The following is a 23,633-nucleotide window of genomic DNA, read 5'->3' on the forward strand; positions in this document are numbered from 1 at the left end:
GATGAGTAAAAATTTAGCCGCCACCCGGGAAATATTAACGACTCCTATTTTCAAGAACAACCCGGTTGCCATGCAGGTGCTTGGTGTCTGTTCTGCGCTAGCGGTCAGTAATTCGATGCAAACGGCATTGGTGATGACCTTAGCCGTGACCTTCGTGCTGGTTTTTTCAAACCTGATTATTTCGACGATACGCAACCTTATCCCCAACAGCGTGCGGATCATCGCGCAGATGACGATTATCGCCTCATTGGTGATCATCGTCGACATGGTGCTGCAGGATATCGCTTATGAGTTGTCTCGCCAGCTATCTGTGTTTGTGGGTTTGATTATTACCAACTGTATCATCATGGGCCGCGCGGAAGCCTTTGCCATGAAGAATAAGCCGCCAATGGCCGTGGTCGATGCGCTAGGTAATGCCATGGGCTATGGCGTGATCTTACTCGGCGTGGCTTTTGTCAGAGAACTGATAGGTAGTGGCACTCTGTTTGGCTATGAGATTTTGAAAACAGTGGAAAATGGAGGCTGGTACCTAACGAACGAGATGTTCAAGTTGCCACCGATTGCCTTCTTCCTGATCGGTTTGATGATCTGGGCTATCAATGTCATTCAGCGTAAGAGAGGGTAAGAGAAGGTTATGGAACACTATATAAATCTATTTGTTCAGGCGGCCCTTATCGACAATATGGCGCTGTCATTCTTCATGGGCATGTGTACCTTCCTAGCGGTTTCAAAGAAGGTATCCACCTCCTTCGGTCTCGGTATCGCGGTGATAGTCGTGATGATGCTTGCGGTACCATTAAATCAGCTTATTTATGCCAACGTACTGGCTCCGGGGGCGCTGGCTTGGGCCGGATACCCTGAGATTGATTTGAGTTACCTGCAGCTGATCACCTTTATCGGTGTTATCGCGGCGTTAGTGCAGATCCTCGAGATGTTCTTAGATAAATACATCCCGAGCCTCTATGACTCGCTGGGGATCTTCCTGCCACTGTTAACCGTTAACTGTGCGATTTTTGCCGGGGTTATTTTTATGGCCAACCGGGATTACACCTTAAGTGAGTCCGTGGTGTTTGCCGCGGGTTCAGGTTTTGGTTGGGCGATGGCGATTGTGATGTTGGCAGGCCTGCGTGAACGAATGAAGTTTCATGCCATACCCGAAGGGCTTCAAGGTGTAGGCATTACGTTTATCACCACAGGCCTGATGGCATTGGGCTTTATGGCATTCGCAGGTATCTCAATTTAATTCAGTGAGCTAATCGCGTACTTAGATTAACGAAATTGAATTAACGAAATTGAATTAACGAAATTGAATTAAGAGAAGGTAGATTCGATGGAAATGGCAATTGGTATCGGCATGTTTACCCTGGTGGTGAGTATGCTGGTGATGGTGATTCTATTCGCCAAGAGTAAACTGGTTTCAACCGGTGATGTCAGGATCGGCATCAATGATGACGATGACAAAAGCATCACAACGCCTGCGGGAGATAAGCTACTTGGTGCATTAGCCAATAAAAATATCTTTATCCCATCGGCTTGTGGTGGCGGTGGAACCTGCGGCCAGTGCCGCGTAACAGTAAAGTCTGGTGGCGGTGATATTTTGCCAACAGAGCGTGACCATATCACTAAAAAAGAGGCCAAAGAGGGCTGTCGTTTAGCTTGTCAGGTGGCGGTTAAAACCGATATGGAGCTTGAAGTCGAAGAGGAGATTTTCGGCGTTAAGAAGTGGCAATGTGAAGTTATCTCAAACGATAACAAGGCCACCTTCATTAAAGAGCTATTGCTCAAAATACCCGAAGGCGAAGACGTTAAATTTAAGGCCGGTGGTTACATTCAAGTTGAAGCGCCGGCTCATCAGGTCAACTACAGCGATTTCGATATTCCAGAAGAATATCGTGGTGACTGGGACAAGTATGACCTGTTTAAGCTGGTGTCTAAAGTCGATGAAGATGTGTTGCGTGCTTACTCTATGGCTAACTACCCGGACGAGAAAGGCCGCATCATGCTGAATGTACGTATTGCCACGCCACCATCTGAAGGTGTTGCGCCGGGTAAAATGTCATCGTATATCTTTAATCTTAAAGCCGGTGATATGGTGACCATTTCGGGTCCATTCGGTGAGTTCTTTGTTAAAGAGACCGATGCTGAAATGATATTTATCGGTGGTGGTGCAGGTATGGCACCGATGCGCTCTCATATCTTTAACCAGCTTAAAGGCGAGCACACTAAGCGTAAGATGAGTTTTTGGTACGGTGCGCGTTCGACCCGCGAAGTCTTCTATCAGGATGAGTTCGATAAGCTGGCAGAAGAGAATGATAACTTCGTCTGGCATGTAGCACTGTCTGATCCATTGCCTGAAGATAACTGGGAGGGTTACACCGGCTTTATTCATAACGTGATTTATGAGAACTATCTTAAAAATCACAAGGCGCCGGAAGATTGTGAGTTCTACATGTGTGGCCCTCCAATCATGAACACCTCGGTGATCAACATGCTAGAAAGCCTAGGCGTCGAAGAGGAAAACATCCTGCTAGATGACTTCGGTGACTAGTTTTTGTGACTCGTTTTGGGTGAGTAATAGTGGTGAAGAGTATTCATGATTAGGCTCCACAAATAGTGTGGCCCTACTGCAACCCATGAACACCTCGGTGATCAACATGTTGGAAAGCCTAGGCGTCGAAGAGGAAAACATCCTGCTAGATGACTTTGGTGACTAATAGCTAGTGTTATTAGTAGAAATTGAAATGCAGCCTTTTGGCTGCATTTTTGTTTTGAGTTTCAAATAAAGTGAGTTATGCCTAAAATATCCACTAGTGAATAAAAAGGAGTAAATTAAGGGGTGAAATTTAGGCTCAAAGGCGTACACTATCGCCTTTAATATATAGATGAAAGGAGTTATTAAATAACGTGATAATTACGCCGCCTTAGCCCCAGCCCCTCTCTTAGCTTTATTGCTATCAAGCAACACACTCACACTCGCGCTCTATCTTTACTGCACTTTGCAGTGATTACTTGCGCCCAAAATTTATAGCTAAATTTTTCAGAACTCTGGAACGCTTTTGGCTGCCTGATAGAAAGTCAGACAGTCTAATAAAGTCCGGCTATCTGATGAAAAGTAGAGGTTTAATGTTTACACAATTTAAAATCGATTGGATGTCCAATATTCGCGGCGACCTGCTGTCTGGCATCGTCGTTGCTCTTGCGCTCATTCCCGAGGCGATCGCTTTCTCTTTGATTGCTGGCGTCGACCCTAAGGTCGGTCTGTATGCCTCATTTTGTATCTGCGTCATTGTTGCCTTTAGTGGTGGCAGGGCTGGCATGATCTCCGGTGCTACTGGGGCGATGGCCTTGTTGATGGTGACTCTGGTCAGAGAGCATGGCTTGGAGTATCTATTGGCCGCTTCACTACTTACTGGTGTTATCCAGATAGTGATAGGTTATCTAAAACTGGCTGACTTGATGCGCTTAGTGTCCCGCTCAGTGATCACTGGCTTTGTGAATGCACTGGCAATACTAATATTGCTCGCTCAGCTTCCAGAGCTGACCCAAGTTAGCTGGCATGTCTATGCCATGACCGCTCTGGGACTCGCTATTATCTATCTGTTCCCGATGATCCCTAAAGTTGGCAAGCTGATCCCATCCCCCCTAGTGTGCATCGTGCTGCTGACCGTGATTGTTATCTATAGTGAAATGGATATTCGTACTGTGGGTGATATGGGCAATTTGCCAGATTCATTGCCTGTGTTCCTTTGGCCCGATGTGCCTTTGACGCTTGAGACCTTGTGGATAATCTTACCTTACGCTTTAGCATTAGCTGTAGTTGGATTACTCGAGTCTATGATGACGGCGAGTATTGTCGATGACTTGACCGATACCTATAGCGATAAGAGCCGTGAGTGTAAGGGCCAAGGTATTGCCAATATTGGTGCGTCCTTGATGGGCGGAATGGCGGGTTGTGCCATGATTGGTCAATCTGTTATCAATATCAAGTCTGGCGGACTGGGCAGGCTATCTAGCCTAGCGGCGGGCATCTTCTTGTTGATCATGGTGCTGTTTTTAGACTCGTGGCTAAAATTGATCCCCATGGCAGCGCTGGTAGCTGTGATGATTATGGTGGCAGTTAGCACTTTCTCATGGCAATCCATTGCGGACCTTAAGCATCATCCTCTACCGACTAATATCGTTATGCTTTCAACTATGTTTGTGGTTGTAATAACTCATAACTTAGCGATTGGGGTATTAGTCGGTGTGGTTTTAGCGTCGCTATTTTATGCTAATAAGAGTCGTAATATTCTAGCCGTCAGAGATGAGGTGATTGTGGAGGGAGAGCATGTCACACATAGGGTTCATGGGCAGATATTTTTTGCCTCGGCAGATCATTTTATCGGTTTATTTGAATTTAAGAAGGTGACAGATGCGATCACTCTTGACCTGTCCGACGCCTACTTTTGGGATATTACCGCGGTTGCGGCACTGGATAAGGTGATATTCAAATTTAGAAAACTGGGCGTGATAGTTAAGGTGATAGGGATGAATGATCCTAGTGAAAAACTGATCCGAAAGTTCGCGATATACGATAACCCTGAACGACAAAAGCAACTCTCTGTGAGCCACTAATTAACTCTTGCTCTGTGTTGTATTGCAGATGAGTTATCGAGCCTAACCTAAGGCTATTACAGTGCAGCCGCAAGGCTGCACATCTATGTATAACCTTTGTTAAAGCAAGCTCAGTGGGTCAGTAACGCTTCGATGCCTGTAATACCGAAATATTGTACCGAATGTTTTATCACCACCTTCTTGGCTATTAGCTCACCGTCTTTGAATATCTTGACGACTTTCTTGCCGCCTTTGTCATCGGCGTTATATTCAAAATCATCATTTAATCTAAGTTCATCGAACTGGCTTTTCATTATCAAATGCATAATTACTCCAGTGTGAGATTAGTTGTCGATTGTTGTCATTGGCCAAGAAAGTAAGTACAGCAAGTTGTTCTTGAGAGGCTGTAGCAAAATGGCTTACTGCCTACTCACATTAATAGCATATTATTTAAATGGATTGAGTGTTATCGGTGCGAAAAACACTTTTAAGTTCCAGTCGTTGAGCGAGTAAAGTCACTCATTTAAGCCCTGACTAATTCGAGGCGTATCACAGAAATTTGACTAATTGTTATCTTTGTATGCATATTGATTGTCAAGAAGAGTGAATGGGCTTAAAATGAGCTCAAATCTAAAGATGCAAATTATATACACGTTTAGTTCGGAGTGACCTTAATGCTTAATATTGATGACCCAGCAGAGACTGAAAAAACACCAGCTATATGGCGATTGGCTTTCAGGCCCTTCTTTTTAGGGGGCGCTATATTGGCGGCTCTGTATATCCCCCTCTGGCTAGTGACTTGGTTTATGCCTCAGTATAGCCTGTTCCAGAGTGAGTTTTGGAGTAAGGTTGTGCCGCTTTGGTGGCATCCTCATGAGATGTTATTTGGCTTCGCCATGGCAATTGTCGCTGGTTTCTTACTCACAGCAGTCAAGAACTGGACCAATCAAGACGGCATGTCAGGGAAAAGTCTAGCGTTCACCTTCTTCTGTTGGCTTACGGCTCGAGTGTTACTGCTACTGCCTTTCGATATCCCATTATTACTACCGGCACTATTCGACTCGCTCTTCTTAGGGTTAACCGCACTAAAGCTGTGGACTAGCATCTATAAAGTGAAACAGTGGAATAATATCGGCTTTCCAATCATGATAGCGTTAGCTATGTGTATCAATTTACTGAGTTATTATGCCCTGAGCGAACGTGATTTTATACTTTCAAATCACATTTGGCAGGCGATGATCTGGTGGATGGCATTGCTGATCACTATTGTCGGTGGTCGGGTTATTCCTTTCTTTACCGCGATACGCATTAAACAAGATAAGCCTGCGCCCATTATCTGGCTAGAGCGTGCCTTGGTCGCGGTGATGTTACTGCTGGTGATCCAAGCGATAACTCAGTTTGTTCCATCGACTGTTGAGCAAGGGCTATTGGTGGTTGCCGGTGTATTGCATCTTGTCAGGTGGGGTCGTTGGAATCCGCATAAGACTCTAAAAGAGCCCATGCTTTGGTCGTTACACATTGGCTACCTGTTATTGCCTGTCACCTTGCTGGCATTAGCCTGGAATATTGATAATCTGATGGCTTATCGTAATTTGTTGCATATGTTCGCCATTGGCACCATGGGTGGCATATGTCTCTCTATGATCTCCCGAGTATCTTTGGGTCATACAGGGCGTAACATCTATGCAGGGCCTAAGATGTCATTAGCCTTTGCGAGCATTGCTTTAGCTGCGATAACCAGAGCCTTAATGCCGATAGTTATGCCTGAGTATTATCAGACCTGGCTGTGGCTCTCCGGCGGTCTTTGGTTTATCGCTTTTGGCATGTTTGTATTGCATTACATACCCGTCCTGTCTCGTCCTCGTGTTGATGGAAGACCGGGTTAACTCGCTCTTTTAAAAAGATTTATTTATTTCTACCTATTTAGGTATAAATTGTAGCGCGGGTTAACATTTTTAACCGGCGCTCGAATCTTCTTTTCTTCCTTTCATCTAAACTAGTGTTAGTAATAAAACTTTAGGTATTTCAATCTTATGATAAGACGGCTTTCTCGTACTTCATTAAGCGTGACCCTCTTGATGAGCGTTATGTTCTCAGGTCAATCTTTGGCTGGTACTGAAATCGATTCGGTGCAGTCAGCAGATAAGGCTCAGTTTCCGGCTCAGTACGACAGTTGGGCAGCCACTGAGGAACAAGTTGAGCGCGAAGATATGCTCGCCAATTATCCGGCCAATATTATTTTATGGGCAGGGTCTTCATTTGCTAAGGAATACCACAGCCCAAGAGGTCATCAGTTTGCGGTAGCCGATGTGACTCATACTTTGAGAACCGGTGTGACGCCTGAAGCGGGAACCAAAGGGTTATCGGCCAGTTGCTGGACCTGTAAAACCCCAGATGCACCGCGTTTAATGAATGAGCTTAGCGTGCAGGGCTTTTCAGGGAAAAACTTCACCGATCTCGGTAGTGAGATTAAGAGCGTGGTTTATTGCACCGATTGTCATGTTAAAGGCTCTGAAAAGTTAGCCCTGCCAAGACCTCATGCACAAGATGCCATGACTAAGATCCATCTGCCGTTCGATAAACAAGATACCAATATGCAAGGCGCTCAGGTCTGTGGCCAGTGTCATGTGAGCTATTATTTTCAACCTGAAAGCAGTAACAAGGTCAACATCCCTTGGATATTTGGCAACGATGCCGACAAGATTGAAAAATATTATGACACTCGACGCTTCTATGAGTGGATCCATCCTATCTCAAAGACGCCAATTTTAAAGGCTCGTCACCCTGAATTTGAGCATTGGAGCCGCAGTAAGCATGCTAAACAAGGGGTCACTTGTATCACTTGTCATATGCCGACTACCACAGATGAAACGGGCAAAGAGTATACCGACCACAAGGTGGGTAATGCCCTTGAGCAGTTCGATAAAGCCTGTAGCAGTTGTCATCGTAGCAAAAGCAAGATTGAAAATGCATTAGAGAGAGATAAAAAGGCAATCAATAAGGCTGCCAGACATGTAGAAAATCTCTTAGTAAAGGCGCATTACGAAGCTAAAGCTGCTTGGGTTGCTGGTGCGAGTTGGCCAATCATGAATGAAGCTATTATGGCTATACGCCATGCTCAGTGGCGTTGGGATTTCGCCATGGCATCACATGGCTTGTATGCTCACAACCCCCAAGAAGGTAAAGCATTGCTGGCTAAAGCGACGGAGCAGGCGGAACTTGCCCGATCTGAGCTTGCTGAGATCCTCAGCAAGTTAGAGGTTAAGGACGTCTACTATCCGGATATCAGCACTAAAGAGAAGGCCCATCAAGCTATTGGGATCTCTGTCGAAGCGTTAACCAAAGAGAAGCAAGCCTTCCTTAAAGAGGAAGTAGAGAAAAACTGGTCACCGATCACGAAGAGAGGTTACGAGTAGGTTATAGCCTAGGCTACAGGGCCGTTCATTAGTAATGAACGGCTTTTTTATGTATAAATAACAGGCTTAACAAAGTTAGAACAAGCTGCGCCTTCCTACAAAAATTAATAAAAAATCAATAGATATCATCAATACTCCGTCAATACGACAGTTTCTCTGCTTCAGTTTGATTACCCTGACCTCCTCTTATCTCTCTTAACACCCGATCCCCTCATTAAGCGCTGCTTGTGACAGCTGGTATTGGTTCAAAGGTATTCAAAGATGATGAACTCACTCTCTAAGACTCGACTGTATCTAGCCACAGATAGTCTGGATTGGATGATAAACCGCAGTATTAAACAATCTCTGTCACTGCAAGATGCTGTGCCAATATCTGCAGGGACTGGTTGCGTGCCAAGCAAGCCCATAGAAACCTTATATATTCATATTCCCTTCTGCCACACCTTGTGCCGGTTCTGCTCATTTCATAAGGTTAAGTTTCAAGAAACCTTGGCTAGAGAGTATTTTCAGGCGTTGAGGCTGGAGATACGTGAGATCATAGCCAGAGGTTATCGATTTAATCGTGTGTATATCGGCGGTGGAACCACTACGATCCTCGAAGATGAGCTGATTAAGACCATAGAGCTTATCAAGAGCCTGACGACAATCCGCGAAGTCTCTTGTGAAAGTGACCCCATCTATTTCAGTGAGGGAAATCCAGAGTTACTGAAAGGCTTAGTGGATCGTATGTCTATCGGAGTACAAAGCTTCGATGATGCCATACTCAAAAGCACGGGTAGATTTGAGAAATTTGGTTCAGGTAAGCAGCAGGCGGATTATGTCAGTCGTGCCATCGAGCTGTTCCCAACCGTCAATGTCGACATGATGTACGGCTTTAAGGTGCAGACTGCAGAGTCTGTTCACGAAGATCTACTACAGACCATGGCGCTTAACCCCGATCAAATAACCACCTACCCTTTGACTATTGGTATCGGTAAGAACCGTAAAAAGGCCGGATGTTTGGCAGGAGATCCCCATGAGTTATGGCCTCAATTTCTAGCCGTTAAGCAGGCATTGACTGAACGCTATGTGATGGAATTTCCCTGGACTTTCAGTCGTAACTTTGGTCAACCAGTACAAAATAAGTATGTACTCGACGGCGAAGATTGTCTCGGTGTTGGCTCTGGTGCCTTTGGTCGATTTGGTGAGCAGTTTCGCATTTCAAGCTTCGACATTGCTGATTACATTAGACTTATCGACCGCGTAAAAACCGCGACTTGTTATACTAAGTCCCTAGAGAGTAAGTCATTAATTCAGCATCATTTAATGATTATGATGGGGCACGGACATTTGGATAATCAGGTGTTTAAGGCACATACAGGACATTCTCTGTGGCGGGCCTTGCCGCTGGAGATGAGTTTTCTGCTAGCATCCGGGGCGATTGTAAAACGGGGAGATAACTACCAGACTACAGAGCAAGGACAATTTATAGCCCTGAAGATGTTTGTCGGCTTCCTGAGTGGCATGGATTATCTCAGAGAACAGGCGAGAGAATTACCACTGACGAGTATTTAGTCATTAGTTACTGTGATGATTAAAAGCTGGGGTGGAGAATACAGGGTTAGCGATTTTAAGTGAGGCCCTTGACGTTGAGATGACAGCGGCTCGATATGATGCCGCTGTGTGCTTTAGTATTAAGGTTAAAATGCTATCGGGGCTAATAACATTAAAGCCCTGCTGAGTTGTGGTGGTACTAGGCGGCCTCCAAACTGTCGATGAAGTCTTGCAGACTCATCTTGGCATTAGATTTCTTCTGCCTGACTGTGACCTTACCTTGTTCTATCTCTTCATCGCCTATGATGAGGCAATAGAGGCCTTTTTGTTTGAAATGTTGCCTTAATTTATAACCCACTGAGTCTTGGCTCTTATCTATGTAGACTTGATAGCCTAAGTTTTTAAGCCTGTCATAGACAATATCTGCTTGAGCAATATGGCTATCGGAGATAGGCAATACCGAAATGGCATTAGGGTTTAACCACAGAGGCAGCTTGCCCTGATAATGCTCGAGTAAGATGGCAATAAATCGCTCCAATGAGCCAAGCACGGCCCTGTGGAGTATGACCGGATACTCAGCTTGTCCTTCTTCGTTAATAAAAGTCGCATCCATCCTTTGGGCCAGTACAAAATCTAATTGGAAAGTGCCACATTGCCATTTTCGTCCCAGAGAGTCTTTTAGGGCGAATTCGACCTTAGGGGCGTAGAAGGCACCTTCATTGGGCTGGAGTTCGAAGGGGATATTGAGCTGCTTGAGGCCATCTTGCAGGTATTGTTCGGCGCGGTCCCAGGCATCTTCGCTGCCAGCCTTATTGCTAGCGCGCAGTGAGATGCTGACTTCTATGCTATCAGCATCGAAACCGAATTTGCCATAGACTCGGTAAAGCATCTCGACAAAGGAGATCAGCTCAGATTGGATCTGCTGTTCACGGCAAAATACATGGCCGTCATCTTGATTAAAACTCCTCAGTCTTAACAGACCATTTAGCGCCCCGGATGCCTCATTGCGATGACACAGACCAAATTCAGAAAGCCTTAGGGGCAGCTGTCGATAAGACTGACACAGCTGATTGAACATCTCGATGTGAAAGGGGCAATTCATTGGCTTGAGTGCCTGCTCTTGCCCGTCACTTTGCAGCAGGAACATGTCGTCTTTGAACTTTTCCAGATGGCCGGACTTAGCCCATAACTGGCTGTTGGCCATAATGGGGCTGCGGATCTCGCGGTAATGATATTGCTCTTGAATCTCTCTGAGGTAGGCCTCTACCTTACGATAGATTGCATAGCCCTTAGGATACCAAGACACCATGCCGGACGCATAGTCCGAGAGGCTAAATAGCTCAAGTTCACTGCCTATTTTTCTGTGTTCGTTTTTCATCTTGTTTATCTCCGTTGCTTCAGTGGAGACCAACATGAAATCAAAATAAGCGCGGTAAAACTAAAATGGCTAACATGAAATCATGTTAGCCATTTTTTGCGTAATAAATCGGTAATTACAATGCCAACACAACAACTCTAGGTTGATGTGGTGGTGGTTATCGCAACTGCAATTAATCGTTTCATTACCTTTCCTCGAGGGATTTATTCGTCCCTATTGTTATAGCAAAACTCGTATAAGAAAGACAAGGGTTAAATTGTCACTTTTGCTTTAGGCTCCATGTGAACACATTTACCTCTGATTTAACTAATTGAAAATATGTAGTTATTGCGTTTTTGGTTACAAGTGAATTTTTAGTTTAACGCGGGGAGTATCAATAGGAACCAGACTAACTTAGTGGCTAGTTGTACTGTTATTCATTGTTAGCTAGCAGATATAGGATAATGAGTGGTTGCTGTTAGTCCCAAACGATCTCAGGTTACATTTGGATACAGAGTCCTGTCTGCAAGTGGAATATAGTGCTTCCACAGTCACTCGACAGATGTAAACAGGACCATAAAATGAAAAAGTTATGCTTAATTATCTCAGTAACCTTGATGTCCAGCCACGCCATGGCTGAAAGTGATACCTATATTCGTAACGGTAACATCTACAGCCATCAGGGCCAATTTTTCGCAGGTGCCGGCGTTGCTACTGGCAGCGAGTTCTATAAAGATCAGGACCACAAGACTGGTGTCTACCTGAACGGAGGCTACCACGGTGAAGACTTCAACATAGATTTGACCGGTGTTAACTACCGTTTTTTCGGCGACAACGACAGTCTAGTCAATTTCAGCGCCTTTTTGGTTGCAAATCCTGGTTTCGACTCCGACGATGCCGATATTTTAACTGGTATGAAAGATCGCAAAGTAAGTGGTGATCTGGGGTTAAACGCCGATATCCATCTAGGAAAAGGCACTTTATCGACTAAGTTTCAACACGATGTCACCGGTGTTTATAAAGGTTATCAAGCTGATGTGACCTATTATCACCCAATGGATCTGGGTTTCGCCAATATCGTACCTTACGCTGGTGTGCATTACTTTAGCAAAGACTACGTAAACTATTACACAGGCGTATCTAGCTCGGAAGTTACCCCACAGCGCACGGCTTATCAGAGCAGTGGTAGCTTAGCCTACAGTGTGGGTTATGCCATGGTCATCCCAGTCACGAAGCACTTGGACATCACCCAAGCTACCGGATACTCGCATCTAGCATCCAACATGGCTGACTCTCCTTTAGTGGACAGCAGTAACCAATGGGTAACTACGCTAGGCGTGAGCTACAGTTTCTAAGGGCATAAAATATGAAATCATTTAAACACTTATATGTGTGTGCTGGTCTGGCGTTAATGCTGACTGCGTGTGCGACTCCCTATGACACCGAAAAGGACTTCTGGTCTTTCGGTAAAGGATTTGAAACCGTACAGATTGCACCGGACGGTTGGCAGATTAGCTTTGTGGGTAATACCAACACAGACAGGGCATTAGCGCGCAAGTACATCATGCGTAAATCGGCAGAGCTGAGCCAACAGGCAGGCTATCCTTACTTTACGTTCACTCGTGAGCAAACCGATCGCGACTCTGTGGGCCAATTTGGCGTGGCGGACACCAGCAGTAGTCTGTTGTGGGGCAGCTCAACCACGAACAAGGAGACCTCGGTAGTGGTCGAAGTGACTGGGCTGAGTAGAAAACCTGACAATGCCGTTTCACGGGTATACGACACTAATTACATCCTTAGTCATGTGAGTGTCGAAGACTAACTTACTGCACCAACCAGCGCCTGCCACTGTTGACAGGCGCGCTCTTTCTCTGGCTAGTTTTAAGTAGGTTTGCTTCTTACGAGAACGACTCAAACCTTAGTGACATGCGGGCTCCACCTAATTCTGGGGCTCGAGCAATACACAATTTTGACCCCATCCAAGAGCCGATACGATCGACAATGGCCAGGCCCATGCCATGACCGGCATTGTCTCGGCTTTGCTGACCTCGGACAAAGGGTTTTATCACTTGGTCTGCTTCCTGAATATCGATGCCTTGGCCATCGTCGTCGATATGTACCCATAGTACGTCGTCTTCAATAGCCACAGTTAGCCTGATTTGTGAGCGGCCAAAACGTTGAGCATTGCTGAGGAGGTTATTCACCTGCATCGACAGGTACTTAGGATCGGTACTGACAGTCAGTGGTTTACCATAGGGCACGAAGTCGACGGGGTGTTCTGGAACGGCCTGGCCAGTCAGTTTTTCCTGCAACCAGGTATTGAGTTCAATGAACTGCCAGTCTGGCTGGATATTGGCCTGATCCAGACGGGCATAGCTGAGCAGAGTCATCACTAGCTCTTCCATGGTGTCAAGATTTCGGTTTAGCCGTTGGAAGTATTTAACCCGCAGCTGTTCATTTTGAGTTTCTTCCAGCGCTTCGATACCAAATCGAAGTCGGGCAATAGGGGTTTTCAGATCGTGGGATACCGCCCGGCTGAGCAGTTTGTTGTCATCCAGCAGCTGCTGAATACGATCTGCCATACGGTTAAATTCGGTTTCAATGGAGCCGATATAAGATGTTTTACTGACCGCGATTCGCTGCTGTAATTCACCCATACCAAATGCTTGAGTCGCCTTACTTAGGTTCACCAGCCGCCGGATAAGCGGGGACACCCATACCAGTAAAATTACCACGACGCCAACATAAAACAGCATGGTATACAGCCTATTCAGGCTCCAACTGGGATCTGCTGGTGTCATTAGATGGGTATTAATACTCAGTATTTGACCTGTGTTGGGCATTCGGTAATGCAGAGAGATCCCTTCGTCGGACTCGAGAAGCAGGGATGACTCGGTATCGAACTGTGCCTTCAGTGGAGCAGGTAAGCCAAACTCCGCTTCGGTTATCAAGGATAATTGCTCAGAATTATGCCGATTCCAGTTGTCAATGAAGGGATCACTGTGGGCAGTGTCATTATCTAGGCTCAGTGCCAGCGTGCTACCCATGAGTTTTAGTGCAGTAAGACGGTTGGCGACACTGGGGTTATTGGTATCAGGGCTCTGAAGGGCTGCAAATTCGCTGATTGACCAGCCTAGGCTAGCGATGGTCGTCAGCACAACTAACACCAGAGAAACAATCAACTTTCTCATGAAGCTGGCTCACTGTCATCGCGACAGAAAAGGTAGCCCTTACCACGAACTGTTTTGACTTTATAAGGCTGGTGCTGGGCTTCTTGCAATTTCTTACGCAGGCGTGAAATGCGGATATCTATTGAGCGGTCTAGACCGTCGTATTCGATTCCTCTTAGATGGGATACCAGTTCGATGCGACTGACTATGGTGCCCGCCTTCAATGCTAATTGCCATAACACATCGAACTCATTGGCGTTCAGGCCCACTGGCTGCTGGTCAATGGTGACCGATTTGGCGGTCGCGTTCAGGACTAGCGAGCCAAACACCAGTTGTTGTTTCACTTCCTCATCACTGGAACGGCGTAATAATGCCTTGATGCGCGCCAGCAACACCTTCGGACGGATTGGTTTAGTGAGGTAATCATCGGCTCCAACATCCAGCCCCTGAATCTCGTCTCCATCTTCGCTGCAGGCGGTCATAAACAGGATCGGCTTGGTATAAAACTCTCTGGCTTCCTTGCACACATCGAAGCCATTTTTAACCGGTATCATTACGTCCAGCAACACCAGATCAGGCTGCTCTTCGGCGATCATTTCCAGCGCATAGTCACCTTGGCTCGCCAGCGTGACTCCGTAACCGTGATCCAGCAAATAGTCACAGATCCACTCCGCGAGTGAGGCATCGTCTTCGACTACTAAAATCTGCTTTGTAACTGACATATTTAAAATAATCTCCAACCGGATCCACTCTGTTTAGGGGCCTTATAAACCCAGGTCACTACCACTTTGAGTTGTGCCAGCGGCTGTGTTTCATCTTTGTGGATGAGACTAAATGTGGTGGTCTTGTCTCCTTCAAAACTATACTGGTACTCTTGAATCGCTTTGCCATTCCAACATGTCAGCTTGCGTTGATCCTTGTTCAGAACCAGACAATATTGACCACTCTGTGGTGTCTGCCAACGGAACAGCACATCCTGATAGCAGGTCTGGCCCTTGTGCAAGGCGATGCATCGTTTGGGAGTGGCAGTAAAGGCAATTGAATTGTCCTGACTCCAGGCCGTCATGGGCCCCCCCAATAGTATCAATGCTAAATAGTTATTAAATTTGTTCATGCCGACCACCTAAAACACATAACTGATGGAAGCGTTAAAGAACGACACATAACCAGTCTGGTTAAAGGGGCTGTCAGTTACTTCATCGGGCAATATTTTGAAGCGATACATAGCACGGAATACGAAACTCTCACTCAAAGGGTATGCCACTCCCAATTCCATACCGTAATTAAAGGAGCTGCCTGGCTGATATTCGGGGAACAGATCAGTCGCTTCCTCATCGCTGACGCCAAAAAGGTAACTATTCAAAGTGGAGGATGAGTATTCTATGCTAGCCAAGGCGTGGAAGTTCCAATTACGAACCTGCCAGGATGTGCCCAATCTGGCGGTGCTTAAGATCCCCTGATCATCGTAGTAATCGCTGACCAACCGATATTGGAACACGTAACGTTCACCCCAATAGCGGGTGGCACGAAAACCCGCTCCTACGTAGAGGGATTCTTCTGACATCAGGTAGGCGTTGCGACCGGCTTCATTAAGCATACTGGGATCCACACCTTCAGACCGGCTCCAGGAGCTCTGCAGATTGGCAAGCAGTAAATCTAAGGACCAGTTCTGTGAGTTCCAAAAGTTAAATCCTAAATTAATGCCATCCTGAGATTGGTGGATCATCTCCACAAACAGGCCTTTGTACTGATACATACCGCTGATCAACAGCGAAGGTTGCACTGATTCGTGACTGGTTTGGCGGACATCAATCTTATTGACGCCATAAACACTGGCACCTAGTTCAAAGTAGCCGCCATCGGCGAGGCGATTTTCTACGCCACTGCCGACACTGCTGGCAATGTCCGATGCCGTTGCAATCCGAGGAAAGATCATCAAGGTCAACATTATGATCTGAATAATACCTAGGCTTATTTTTTTCACATTCTTGCTCATTTGCTTCTTCTATCTGCGGCTATGGAGTAACACATGTGTTTCCTGGGATCTTGATCGTTAACGCCTCAAACTTAGGCGAATATTTTGGTCTGTTTTCTACAAGCGATGAATAGGCGTGTATGTCGCTATAAATTTGCCCGGAGCATAAAAATTGTTTAGATACAATGATTAGCCTGGTATTGGTAACCCATGATGCTTGCTAATTATGTAAGGCACATTTATTTACAATGAAGCCGTGAATACTTACAAGATACTAGCATATTGGCGGTCTTGGTTACATCTGTGTCGCGAACATCCTATGCCAATCATTAACGCAATAGCAGAATCGGTAAAATGCGCTTTTTTGGGGGGGAGTTGCTTGCTTTAGTGCTGGATGACTTGAGGAAATTGGAGGTACTCTTAATTTATTCGTTTGAATCAGTCTGCTACTCATTACTCTGGGTAGATCACGTCCTTTACGCCTAATTGGTATGGAAAACCATTCAGAATTTGAACTCTCCTTGAGATCAGAACCTTGTTATTACTCCTGCTTACATACGCTTACTGAATATCAATCCCAGAATTGAGAAGCTAGCTATAGATCGAATCGGAACCCAAATATTGAAGCTCGCATTCAATATGCAAGAGCCGATTGGATTGGTATCGAAAATAGCCATTTTTAAAGAAAGGGATCTGTATGAATGTCACTGGAATAACTGCTCAGGGTGCCGCGATTGGCGCAGATCTATCAAATGTATCAGTCAAGGCGAGCGCGAGCCGTGTAGCAAGTGCAAGCAATAGCCAGGGAATAGAGGATAACATCACGACTGCAGCTGTTGCTTCTTCGGCGGCAAATAAGGACTCGGCGAGTGACGTCGTGTCGATATCTAAGGAGGGTCAAGCCGCATTGTCAAAGGAGCTGGGAAGTAAGTTGCACAGTCAAACAACTAAGGGCAAGAGCAGTACTGGTTCGGTTGCGTCGGGCAGTGCTAAGTCCTCGAGCGGGCAACATCTGGAACGTTTGCAGAAAAAATTGAAAGTGACCAAGGAGCTGTTGAAGGAGTCAGCTAGGGATAGAAGTGATTCAGGTAAAGAGAAGAACAAGGAGCTTAAGCTACAAGTTGCCCAATTAACTATTCAGATAGCCGACCTGGTTAAGAAAAGCAGTAAACTTGTGAAAAATGCATAGACCTGATCATGTCCTCACGGTGAACTTATTATCAGTGACGTATTTTTGTGACTAAGGTCACACCGCTTAGCCGTGAAGTGATGATTTTACATTCTTTATATAAGGTTAACTATTTCTCGGCCGATAAATCTTGATACAGGTGTTTGGTAATTGTTTATTGATGCAGTTTGAGTCAACAAGAAGGTATTTTCATGAATGTAGTCGGAATTAATGGATTTAACCCCGCTTCTAATGGAGACTTTAGTCGTTTGGAAGTAAAAACAACGACAAGTAATCCTCCTCTATCTGATACTTCAGTTGTCACAAAAACGAACTCTGCAGAGGATGGAACTAAGGTGTCTATCTCTAAAGAGGGGAGGGATGCACTGGCATCGAATAGTGGCAGTACGCTGCATGCTCAATCATCTCAAGCTAAGGCTCAAGCGGAAGCCGTAGCCGCAGAAGAGTCTGGATCGCCTGCTAAAAAGATTGATGAGTTGATAAAAGCGTTGAAAGAAAAGATTGAAGAGCTTAAAGCGCAACTAAAACTATTAGAAAGTGATAAGACTGAGGCTGGTGAGAAAAAGCGCAAAGATCTTCAATCACAAATAGCTGTGATATCTGCTCAAATGATGGATCTTATCAATCAAAAAATGGAGCAGGAGAGAAAGGATAAACTAATGAATGGTTAAAGTTTTTCCTTAAGTATTAGTCTTCTAAAAGTTGCTCTAGTTTTGATTGCTTCTTTGCTTCTTTGCTTCTTTGCTATTGAGCACGAGCACGAGCACGAGCACGAGCACTTCACTTCTATGTATCTGTATCTCGATGTGAATTAAGCAAGCAACAAAAACTAGCTCCCCCTGCCGGGTTGCTGCTTACAGTCAACGTTCCGGACAGACGTTTAGTTGCAGATTTGGCGATGGCAAGTCCGAGTCCTAAACCGCCGCTTTGCTGATTACGGCTCTTGTCTAAGCGGGAGAAGGGGATAAAGATGGTGTCGACATCTTCCTTCGCTATGCCCGGGCCATCATCATCCACTGTAATGATTAGCTTCGCATTAGCACCTAAATCTGGCTTGGTCTCAACTGAGATGATGACAGTTGATTTGGCGTATCTGATGGCATTCTTAACTAAGTTATCAAACACTAATCTCAGATAAGCAGGATCGCACTCCAGCTCTTGTTGATGACAATAGAGAATAACTTGCTTGGTCTGTTCTTGATTCAACTGGGTGATGCGATCATCAAAATATGCTTCAAGATTAATGACTTGCTTACCTTCTAACTTGCCCTCTAACTTGTCTTCACTGCGTGCGGCATTGAGTTTAGAAAAAGTCAGCACCTGCTTAGTGAGTTCATCAATATCATCTATATAGGTATCGATATTATCGAGCAAGGCGACTTGTTGTGGCTCAGTACTGCTCTTGCGTAACAGGCCTGTTGCCAGTTGTATACGGCTTAAAGGCGTGCGCATCTCATGGGGGACGGCCTGGGCGAATATCTGGTTCTCTTTCACAGTTTCGGTAATTGATTCAGCCATCTGATTAAAGCTGGTAGCCAAAGAGCTTACTGGCTCAGATAGTTTGGCTGAGGCGCGTACCATTAACTCGCCGCGGCCAAATCGCTCGTTAGTGTCGATAAGCTGGTTTATCTGTTTCTGTAACTGGCGGATCGGAAAGTAAAGAGGGGCACTTATGGCTAATATGGCTACAAACAGGAGTATAACAGGGAGTATGTCTTCCGGATGTTGCTGCCATAAATTGGCTAAGTTTTCAATATTCACTTCATCATTAGTCACGTCATCATTGCTCGCTTCATCTTCGTTGATAACCTCAAGCATGTCGATGTAGTGATATTGATCGCTAATGAGTATTGCACCAGTAGTATTAGGCAGTGGGTAAGCCGCGAGTAAAACTCCATTTTCATCTTCATAGATCATGCTGTTATCTATGGTATATAAATACTCACAGGTTTCACACTCTGGAGAGTTATTCCAGACTGCTTGCCACTGAATATTGAAAGCGAGTAGGTTTTTGGGTAGAGATTGAATATAGGCTTCAGGCTCTACACCATTGATCGCCAAGGAACTGGAAACTTCACGAAAGATATAACTCGTATCAGCGTTGAAGCTCGTCATGTCACTCTTAGTGATTGACTCATCGCTGAAATATAGTGTCATTACAATACTGATCACTATCGCAATGATAATGCCTAGATAGAGGCGGGCGAACAATGGGGGGATAAACTTAGCCATTGACTAGCATATATCCTTTGTTACGTACGGTTAAGATAAGTTGATAAGGTGAGCTGATATCGCCAAGTTTCCTTCTTAAACCTGAAATCCGCATATCTACAGATCTATCACTCGCATCATAATCTATGCCGCGCAAGGAGCGGCAGCAGTCGTCTCTGGAGACAATAATACCTGGGTTTGAGGCCAATAGAAGTAAGATGTCATACTCAGCTTCGGTGAGCACAGGTTTTATCGCGCCGAGGCTGACTTCTCTGGTGGCGGTTTCTAGTCTTAGCTGGCCTATAGCTATCACTTGCGTATTCGGCGGTTTGTTGCCAGCACGTCTGAGGAGAGCGTCGATGCGTGCTACCATCACATGGGGGCGTATAGGTTTTGTTAGATAATCATCGGCGCCAAGTTTTAACAGACTGACTTCGCTCATATCATCTGCGCAGGCGGTTTGTACCAGTATCGGACCAAAATAGAAAATGCGAGATTGTTTGCAAATCTCGATACCGTCTAGGCCTGGTAACATAAGGTCCAGTATGACCAGATCAGGCTTATAGCGTTTAATGGTATCGACTGCGAGTAGGCCATCATTGACAACCTTAGTTTCATAATCTTCCGACTCCAGATACATGGCGGTCAATCGTGAGATCTCTAAATCATCTTCAATAATGAGTATACGCGCTTTTACCACTGGAACTCCTAATCGTTAGTTTGTATCTTGATGTGCTTATTCTGGAGAGCTTATTTTTACAGACTCTTATCGTTAATGATAGCGCGCTTACACCTGCTTACATTGGTCAAGCCTGAGCTTACAGCGGCTTACTTTTTATTCTTCCTACCCATGATAATTTTGTTGATACAGATGATTTCGGGAAAATATTATGAATAAAGTATTATTGGCAAGCCTGCTAGTAACAAGTTTAGTAACTGTAGCGGCGTGCAACTCAGATTCTTCAAGTACTAAACCAGTACCTGAGACGACAGGATCTGGTACTGGTTCGACAGGCAGTGGTTCAGGGTCTGAAAATTCAGGAAGTGACCTTTCTGCTGACACCTTAGCCTTGGACATTAACAATGTGCCTGAGTCTTTGTCGGCGACATACAGCCCAGCACTTAAATTCAATCGTTATACTCAAGTTCAGGCGCCTAATGGTAAGCCGATACACCTTATCGCTCAGGATAAATTGTCCGATAATCAAATAGTCCGAGCGCGTTCTATCTTGACTCACTATCTTACCAATTATCCTGATTCAGAATATGGCAGCGATAAGTCGACGGTGGCGAATAAAATGGCGGACAATGGCGCGATATTATTACTATTAAACGGACAAGATGACGGCACTAATCCGGCGACAAATCTAGGTGGTCAGCCGCTGTATCAGAATGAAATACAGGTAGAGGGAGGCAGCTGGTATATCAATCAAACTTATGATAGTCATCGTGATGCCAGCTTCGAGGAGATACTGCATTTGGTCCATGATTATGGCATTGGCGTCGACCAAAACCCTGAATTTATTGGTGCATTAGCCGATTATCAGGCTGAAATTCGCAGCGCTCAGATTGTCGCGCTTAATGACAAGCTATGGGGAATAGGATCGCCTGATTGGATTGCTGAGCTTACACCGGAGAACAGTTTAACTCAGGAGTATTTAGCATCTGTCATCGATGCATATTACGGTCTTTGGGGAGCTTGGTCTGGCAGTGAAACCCATAGTATGTGGGGAGGTTATGTGGCGAAAACCAGAGCAGAAATCACCAATGAAGATCCCCAAGGTTCGAAGCTGATGGATAACAAGTTCTTCCATCCATATCTGACCTATAATGCCCGTATCGATGCTAGCTTTGAGGGAGACTTTAGCCTTAAGTTTAATTCGAGTTTAGGTTATACCCATCATGCCCAGTATCTTAAAGATGTCACCTTAACCGGTGATAACAACAGCAATGTCATCGTTAATGGCTTTGATAACTTCATCACGGGAAATACGGCAAACAATATCGTGTTCTTTAGCGGAGGCTCATCGGAATATACCATAGAGAAGCAAGCAGATGGGTCGACGCTTATCTCTGATATGGTCGATAACAGAGATGGGGTAAACCGTGTCGTTGCCATAGAGGAGGCCAGTTTTAGTGATACTAAAATCTGCATAAAAACGGAGAAAAACTGCGTTTGAATGGTCATGTCATGGTTAAGTTGATATAGCTAAAAGGTTATATCAACACTGATGAATTTTATTATCTTATTATGTAATGCTTTCTTAGAATCGAACTGATACTGTTATCGACACTTATCTGTAGTGTTGTTTATAACCCACTGATCCGAGAGGAAGTATGGCTTATTCTACCGAAGTAATTTGTGGATATACTCGCGTAATAAAACTAACTAAATGTTTGTCAGTGCCTACCTTATGTAAAGCATCAAGCCTGTCAGCGGCTTTTGCTGTCATGCTCTCCTTTGGCGTTCAGGCATCGGGTGACCATGAAGAGAATGTTAAAGACAAATGGGTTAAGCATGTCAGTGAGCTGGTAGGTAACAAGAAGCCTACCGATCCAGCTAAAGGCAGCTATGGCATGGATCTTAAAACGGGAATCTTTACTCACCCTAGCGCTACTGCACATACCTATGAAGGCAAGCCTTTCGATGGCTTGTTAGATTATTGGGACAAAGAGCAATACAGCAAGAATATGAAGGTAGAGGCTTACTATCCCATCACGGTTGAGCCTTTTCACACATGGCAAAACATGGTTGATTTTGACGGCCGTCGCTACCTATATCAATATGTGCGTCGTGAGCTGAAAATTTTTGACATTACCAACCCCAAAAAAATAGAGCTGTTGTTCACTCGAGGTCAGAACTGGGGCGCCAATGGCCCTGAAGGCATCGAGCACAATCCTTATCCTGAGGGAGACATGTTTGGCGCGGCTTCTATTCAGTATAATGAAAAGCTTGGCAAGTATGTGATGGTACAAGCCTTTGAGATCCGCAGGTTTGGCTTGCTTCACGACAAGATGACAGAGCCTGATAAAGTTGCAGCGATTCGTAAAGCAAATCATCTTAAAGGCTTTAAAGTCTATGAGATGAATGGCCCGCTACCCAAAGATTGGAAACTGCTCGCCGAGCGCACCACAGATATCGGACACCCTGATGCAAAAATTGGTGAGCAACAAGGCTCTGGTGTACGTGATATCCCAGCCTATTTTGGCGGTGATACCATGTTTGTTGCTGCTGCGCCTGATGCGAGTTACGCGCTCACTGAATATGGTAATGATCTCTATTCTGCCGGGTATCAATCATGGGACATGTCCGATCCTGCTAATCCTACGTTTTTAAACCAGCTTACTGTTCCTGGCCAGATAGCCTTTAACAAGGAACATGAAGCCGTTTATAAGGCTAATCCAAGAGCGGGTAATCGTACCTCATGGATGGGAGCTCGCATGTCACTGTTTATTCCGACACCCGTCGAGAAGGGTGGCAAGTATGGCTACGCGGCGATGGGCGGTTTAGGCTTCTATGTGGTAGATATCTCAGATCCTGCCGATATGAAAGTTGTCAGCCATATGAATTTTGCCCCTAGTGTTGCTGGCACCGAAGGAGACTTTATCGATGTGTCGCAAGTAGAGAAAACAGGCATTGTTTACTTTAGCGGTTATCCACTCAATGAAGATTGTTTCGAGCCCTATAAAGATGTTCATATGATTGATGTGAGCAATCCCCAAAAACCATTTGAAGTGGGTGTACTGCCAAGACCAACACCACCGGCGACGGCTAAATTTACCGATTTTTGCCAGCGTCGTGGCAGCTTCGGGCCTAAGCGTACGGGTTATTACACCCAGCCAGGCAGCCCAAAAGAGGGGATCTTACCGTTTAATTTCTATAACGCAGGACTTCAGGTGTTTGATGTCAGCGATACTAAGAACCCTAAGATAACGGCTTACTTTGTACCACCATTTAACGATGAACGAGTCCCTGATTTCGCCCGAGGCAATTTATCTCATGGTGTGTATGTCGAGTATGACCGTAACCTATTTTGGTTATTCACTAACCATGGCATCTACGTCTTGTCTAGCCCGGTTTTAGGCAAGCCAAGCTTCGAAGCGCCAACAACTCCTTGGCCGCTTCGTCCAGAGCAAGCAATGGCCAGTGATAAGGTTAAGAGCACAAAACGCTAAATCCAGTGTCTAT

General features: G+C 45.3%; 21 protein-coding genes. 13 read left to right on the forward strand and 8 right to left on the reverse strand.

Translation table 11 applies throughout. The annotated features are described in order from the left end of the window. Position 1: 1 nt before the first annotated feature. The 4 genes from FM038_RS06645 (at position 2) to FM038_RS06660 (ending at position 4,614) form a co-directional block, all read left to right on the forward strand. Positions 2 to 625, forward strand: a complete 624-nt coding sequence (locus tag FM038_RS06645) for an NADH:ubiquinone reductase (Na(+)-transporting) subunit D (protein ID WP_142872525.1) — start codon at positions 2 to 4, stop codon at positions 623 to 625. Positions 626 to 634: 9 nt separating this feature from the next. Beyond that, entirely contained in the window at positions 635 to 1,243 is a 609-nt protein-coding gene (gene nqrE / locus FM038_RS06650; RefSeq protein ID WP_142872526.1) for an NADH:ubiquinone reductase (Na(+)-transporting) subunit E, read from the forward strand. An 87-nt stretch (positions 1,244 to 1,330) separates the two neighbouring features. Continuing rightward, positions 1,331 to 2,548 carry an NADH:ubiquinone reductase (Na(+)-transporting) subunit F gene (gene nqrF, locus FM038_RS06655; protein WP_142872527.1) on the forward strand — a complete coding sequence of 406 codons (1,218 nt, stop codon included), beginning with the start codon at positions 1,331 to 1,333 and terminating at the stop codon, positions 2,546 to 2,548. A 575-nt stretch (positions 2,549 to 3,123) separates the two neighbouring features. Next, entirely contained in the window at positions 3,124 to 4,614 is a 1,491-nt protein-coding gene (locus FM038_RS06660; protein WP_142872528.1) for a SulP family inorganic anion transporter, read from the forward strand. A gap of 110 nt (positions 4,615 to 4,724) precedes the next feature. Here FM038_RS06660 and FM038_RS06665 read toward each other — a convergent pair whose 3' ends face one another. After that, a complete protein-coding gene (locus FM038_RS06665; RefSeq protein ID WP_142872529.1) occupies positions 4,725 to 4,919 on the reverse strand; it encodes a hypothetical protein in 195 nt (64 codons plus the stop codon). A 348-nt stretch (positions 4,920 to 5,267) separates the two neighbouring features. Here FM038_RS06665 and FM038_RS06670 point away from each other — a divergent pair, with 348 nt between their 5' ends. From FM038_RS06670 to FM038_RS06680, 3 genes are all read left to right on the forward strand, one after another. Next, positions 5,268 to 6,479: an NnrS family protein gene (locus FM038_RS06670; protein WP_142872530.1), complete on the forward strand. Its 1,212-nt coding sequence runs from the start codon at positions 5,268 to 5,270 to the stop codon at positions 6,477 to 6,479. A 147-nt stretch (positions 6,480 to 6,626) separates the two neighbouring features. Then, a complete protein-coding gene (locus FM038_RS06675; protein WP_419555619.1) occupies positions 6,627 to 8,009 on the forward strand; it encodes an ammonia-forming cytochrome c nitrite reductase subunit c552 in 1,383 nt (460 codons plus the stop codon). A gap of 261 nt (positions 8,010 to 8,270) precedes the next feature. Then, complete coding sequence (locus tag FM038_RS06680) at positions 8,271 to 9,563, forward strand: coproporphyrinogen III oxidase family protein (protein WP_142872531.1); 1,293 nt, start codon at positions 8,271 to 8,273, stop codon at positions 9,561 to 9,563. A gap of 178 nt (positions 9,564 to 9,741) precedes the next feature. Here the strand turns inward: FM038_RS06680 and thrS are convergent, their stop codons facing one another. After that, on the reverse strand, positions 9,742 to 10,956 hold the full coding sequence (gene thrS / locus FM038_RS06685; protein ID WP_142872532.1) for a threonine--tRNA ligase: 1,215 nt from the start codon (positions 10,954 to 10,956) through the stop codon (positions 9,742 to 9,744). Positions 10,957 to 11,480: 524 nt separating this feature from the next. Between thrS and ompV the strand changes: the two genes are divergently transcribed. After that, positions 11,481 to 12,254 carry an outer membrane protein OmpV gene (ompV, locus tag FM038_RS06690; RefSeq protein WP_142872533.1) on the forward strand — a complete coding sequence of 258 codons (774 nt, stop codon included), beginning with the start codon at positions 11,481 to 11,483 and terminating at the stop codon, positions 12,252 to 12,254. A gap of 11 nt (positions 12,255 to 12,265) precedes the next feature. After that, positions 12,266 to 12,721, forward strand: coding sequence for a CC0125/CC1285 family lipoprotein (locus FM038_RS06695; RefSeq protein WP_142872534.1), 456 nt, complete (start codon positions 12,266 to 12,268; stop codon positions 12,719 to 12,721). Between the two features lie 76 nt (positions 12,722 to 12,797). Here FM038_RS06695 and FM038_RS06700 read toward each other — a convergent pair whose 3' ends face one another. Genes FM038_RS06700 through FM038_RS06715 form a run of 4 tightly spaced genes read right to left on the reverse strand, consistent with a single transcriptional unit; the run spans position 12,798 to position 16,065 of the window. After that, complete coding sequence (locus tag FM038_RS06700; protein ID WP_142872535.1) at positions 12,798 to 14,090, reverse strand: ATP-binding protein; 1,293 nt, start codon at positions 14,088 to 14,090, stop codon at positions 12,798 to 12,800. After that, complete coding sequence (locus FM038_RS06705) at positions 14,087 to 14,791, reverse strand: response regulator (protein WP_142872536.1); 705 nt, start codon at positions 14,789 to 14,791, stop codon at positions 14,087 to 14,089. The genes FM038_RS06700 and FM038_RS06705 overlap by 4 nt, the downstream gene beginning before the upstream one ends. Positions 14,792 to 14,793: 2 nt before the next feature. Then, entirely contained in the window at positions 14,794 to 15,183 is a 390-nt protein-coding gene (locus FM038_RS06710; RefSeq protein ID WP_142872537.1) for a DUF3019 domain-containing protein, read from the reverse strand. Positions 15,184 to 15,192: 9 nt separating this feature from the next. Then, on the reverse strand, positions 15,193 to 16,065 hold the full coding sequence (locus tag FM038_RS06715) for a MipA/OmpV family protein (protein ID WP_142872538.1): 873 nt from the start codon (positions 16,063 to 16,065) through the stop codon (positions 15,193 to 15,195). 676 nt (positions 16,066 to 16,741) lie between these two features. On the opposite strand from FM038_RS06715, the gene FM038_RS06720 reads away from it, so the two are divergent. Continuing rightward, on the forward strand, positions 16,742 to 17,233 hold the full coding sequence (locus FM038_RS06720; protein WP_142872539.1) for a hypothetical protein: 492 nt from the start codon (positions 16,742 to 16,744) through the stop codon (positions 17,231 to 17,233). 191 nt (positions 17,234 to 17,424) lie between these two features. Beyond that, positions 17,425 to 17,904, forward strand: a complete 480-nt coding sequence (locus FM038_RS06725) for a hypothetical protein (RefSeq protein WP_142872540.1) — start codon at positions 17,425 to 17,427, stop codon at positions 17,902 to 17,904. 115 nt (positions 17,905 to 18,019) lie between these two features. Here the strand turns inward: FM038_RS06725 and FM038_RS06730 are convergent, their stop codons facing one another. Continuing rightward, entirely contained in the window at positions 18,020 to 19,465 is a 1,446-nt protein-coding gene (locus tag FM038_RS06730) for an ATP-binding protein (RefSeq protein ID WP_142872541.1), read from the reverse strand. After that, a complete protein-coding gene (locus tag FM038_RS06735) occupies positions 19,458 to 20,144 on the reverse strand; it encodes a response regulator (protein WP_142872542.1) in 687 nt (228 codons plus the stop codon). Before FM038_RS06735 ends, FM038_RS06730 begins: the two co-directional genes overlap by 8 nt. A 190-nt stretch (positions 20,145 to 20,334) precedes the next feature. Between FM038_RS06735 and FM038_RS06740 the strand changes: the two genes are divergently transcribed. After that, the gene (locus FM038_RS06740) at positions 20,335 to 21,624 is read left to right on the forward strand and encodes a hypothetical protein (protein ID WP_185965769.1); all 1,290 of its coding nucleotides are present in this window, start codon (positions 20,335 to 20,337) and stop codon (positions 21,622 to 21,624) included. A gap of 157 nt (positions 21,625 to 21,781) precedes the next feature. Continuing rightward, positions 21,782 to 23,620: an LVIVD repeat-containing protein gene (locus FM038_RS06745; RefSeq protein WP_223293012.1), complete on the forward strand. Its 1,839-nt coding sequence runs from the start codon at positions 21,782 to 21,784 to the stop codon at positions 23,618 to 23,620. The last annotated feature ends 13 nt before the right edge of the window (positions 23,621 to 23,633 follow it).

Source organism: Shewanella eurypsychrophilus (genome assembly GCF_007004545.3).
Classification (GTDB): Bacteria; Pseudomonadota; Gammaproteobacteria; order Enterobacterales; family Shewanellaceae; genus Shewanella; species Shewanella eurypsychrophilus.

What these genes read in the sequence shown, in the direction of transcription:
- FM038_RS06645 (WP_142872525.1), top strand. Translation starts at nt 2, where the DNA reads ATGAGTAAAAATTTAGCCGCCACCCGGGAAATATTAACGACTCCTATT.
- nqrE (WP_142872526.1), top strand. Translation starts at nt 635, where the DNA reads ATGGAACACTATATAAATCTATTTGTTCAGGCGGCCCTTATCGACAAT.
- nqrF (WP_142872527.1), top strand. Translation starts at nt 1,331, where the DNA reads ATGGAAATGGCAATTGGTATCGGCATGTTTACCCTGGTGGTGAGTATG.
- FM038_RS06660 (WP_142872528.1), top strand. Translation starts at nt 3,124, where the DNA reads ATGTTTACACAATTTAAAATCGATTGGATGTCCAATATTCGCGGCGAC.
- FM038_RS06665 (WP_142872529.1), bottom strand. Translation starts at nt 4,919, where the DNA reads ATGCATTTGATAATGAAAAGCCAGTTCGATGAACTTAGATTAAATGAT.
- FM038_RS06670 (WP_142872530.1), top strand. Translation starts at nt 5,268, where the DNA reads ATGCTTAATATTGATGACCCAGCAGAGACTGAAAAAACACCAGCTATA.
- FM038_RS06675 (WP_419555619.1), top strand. Translation starts at nt 6,627, where the DNA reads ATGATAAGACGGCTTTCTCGTACTTCATTAAGCGTGACCCTCTTGATG.
- FM038_RS06680 (WP_142872531.1), top strand. Translation starts at nt 8,271, where the DNA reads ATGATGAACTCACTCTCTAAGACTCGACTGTATCTAGCCACAGATAGT.
- thrS (WP_142872532.1), bottom strand. Translation starts at nt 10,956, where the DNA reads ATGTTGGTCTCCACTGAAGCAACGGAGATAAACAAGATGAAAAACGAA.
- ompV (WP_142872533.1), top strand. Translation starts at nt 11,481, where the DNA reads ATGAAAAAGTTATGCTTAATTATCTCAGTAACCTTGATGTCCAGCCAC.
- FM038_RS06695 (WP_142872534.1), top strand. Translation starts at nt 12,266, where the DNA reads ATGAAATCATTTAAACACTTATATGTGTGTGCTGGTCTGGCGTTAATG.
- FM038_RS06700 (WP_142872535.1), bottom strand. Translation starts at nt 14,090, where the DNA reads ATGAGAAAGTTGATTGTTTCTCTGGTGTTAGTTGTGCTGACGACCATC.
- FM038_RS06705 (WP_142872536.1), bottom strand. Translation starts at nt 14,791, where the DNA reads ATGTCAGTTACAAAGCAGATTTTAGTAGTCGAAGACGATGCCTCACTC.
- FM038_RS06710 (WP_142872537.1), bottom strand. Translation starts at nt 15,183, where the DNA reads ATGAACAAATTTAATAACTATTTAGCATTGATACTATTGGGGGGGCCC.
- FM038_RS06715 (WP_142872538.1), bottom strand. Translation starts at nt 16,065, where the DNA reads ATGAGCAAGAATGTGAAAAAAATAAGCCTAGGTATTATTCAGATCATA.
- FM038_RS06720 (WP_142872539.1), top strand. Translation starts at nt 16,742, where the DNA reads ATGAATGTCACTGGAATAACTGCTCAGGGTGCCGCGATTGGCGCAGAT.
- FM038_RS06725 (WP_142872540.1), top strand. Translation starts at nt 17,425, where the DNA reads ATGAATGTAGTCGGAATTAATGGATTTAACCCCGCTTCTAATGGAGAC.
- FM038_RS06730 (WP_142872541.1), bottom strand. Translation starts at nt 19,465, where the DNA reads ATGGCTAAGTTTATCCCCCCATTGTTCGCCCGCCTCTATCTAGGCATT.
- FM038_RS06740 (WP_185965769.1), top strand. Translation starts at nt 20,335, where the DNA reads ATGAATAAAGTATTATTGGCAAGCCTGCTAGTAACAAGTTTAGTAACT.
- FM038_RS06745 (WP_223293012.1), top strand. Translation starts at nt 21,782, where the DNA reads ATGGCTTATTCTACCGAAGTAATTTGTGGATATACTCGCGTAATAAAA.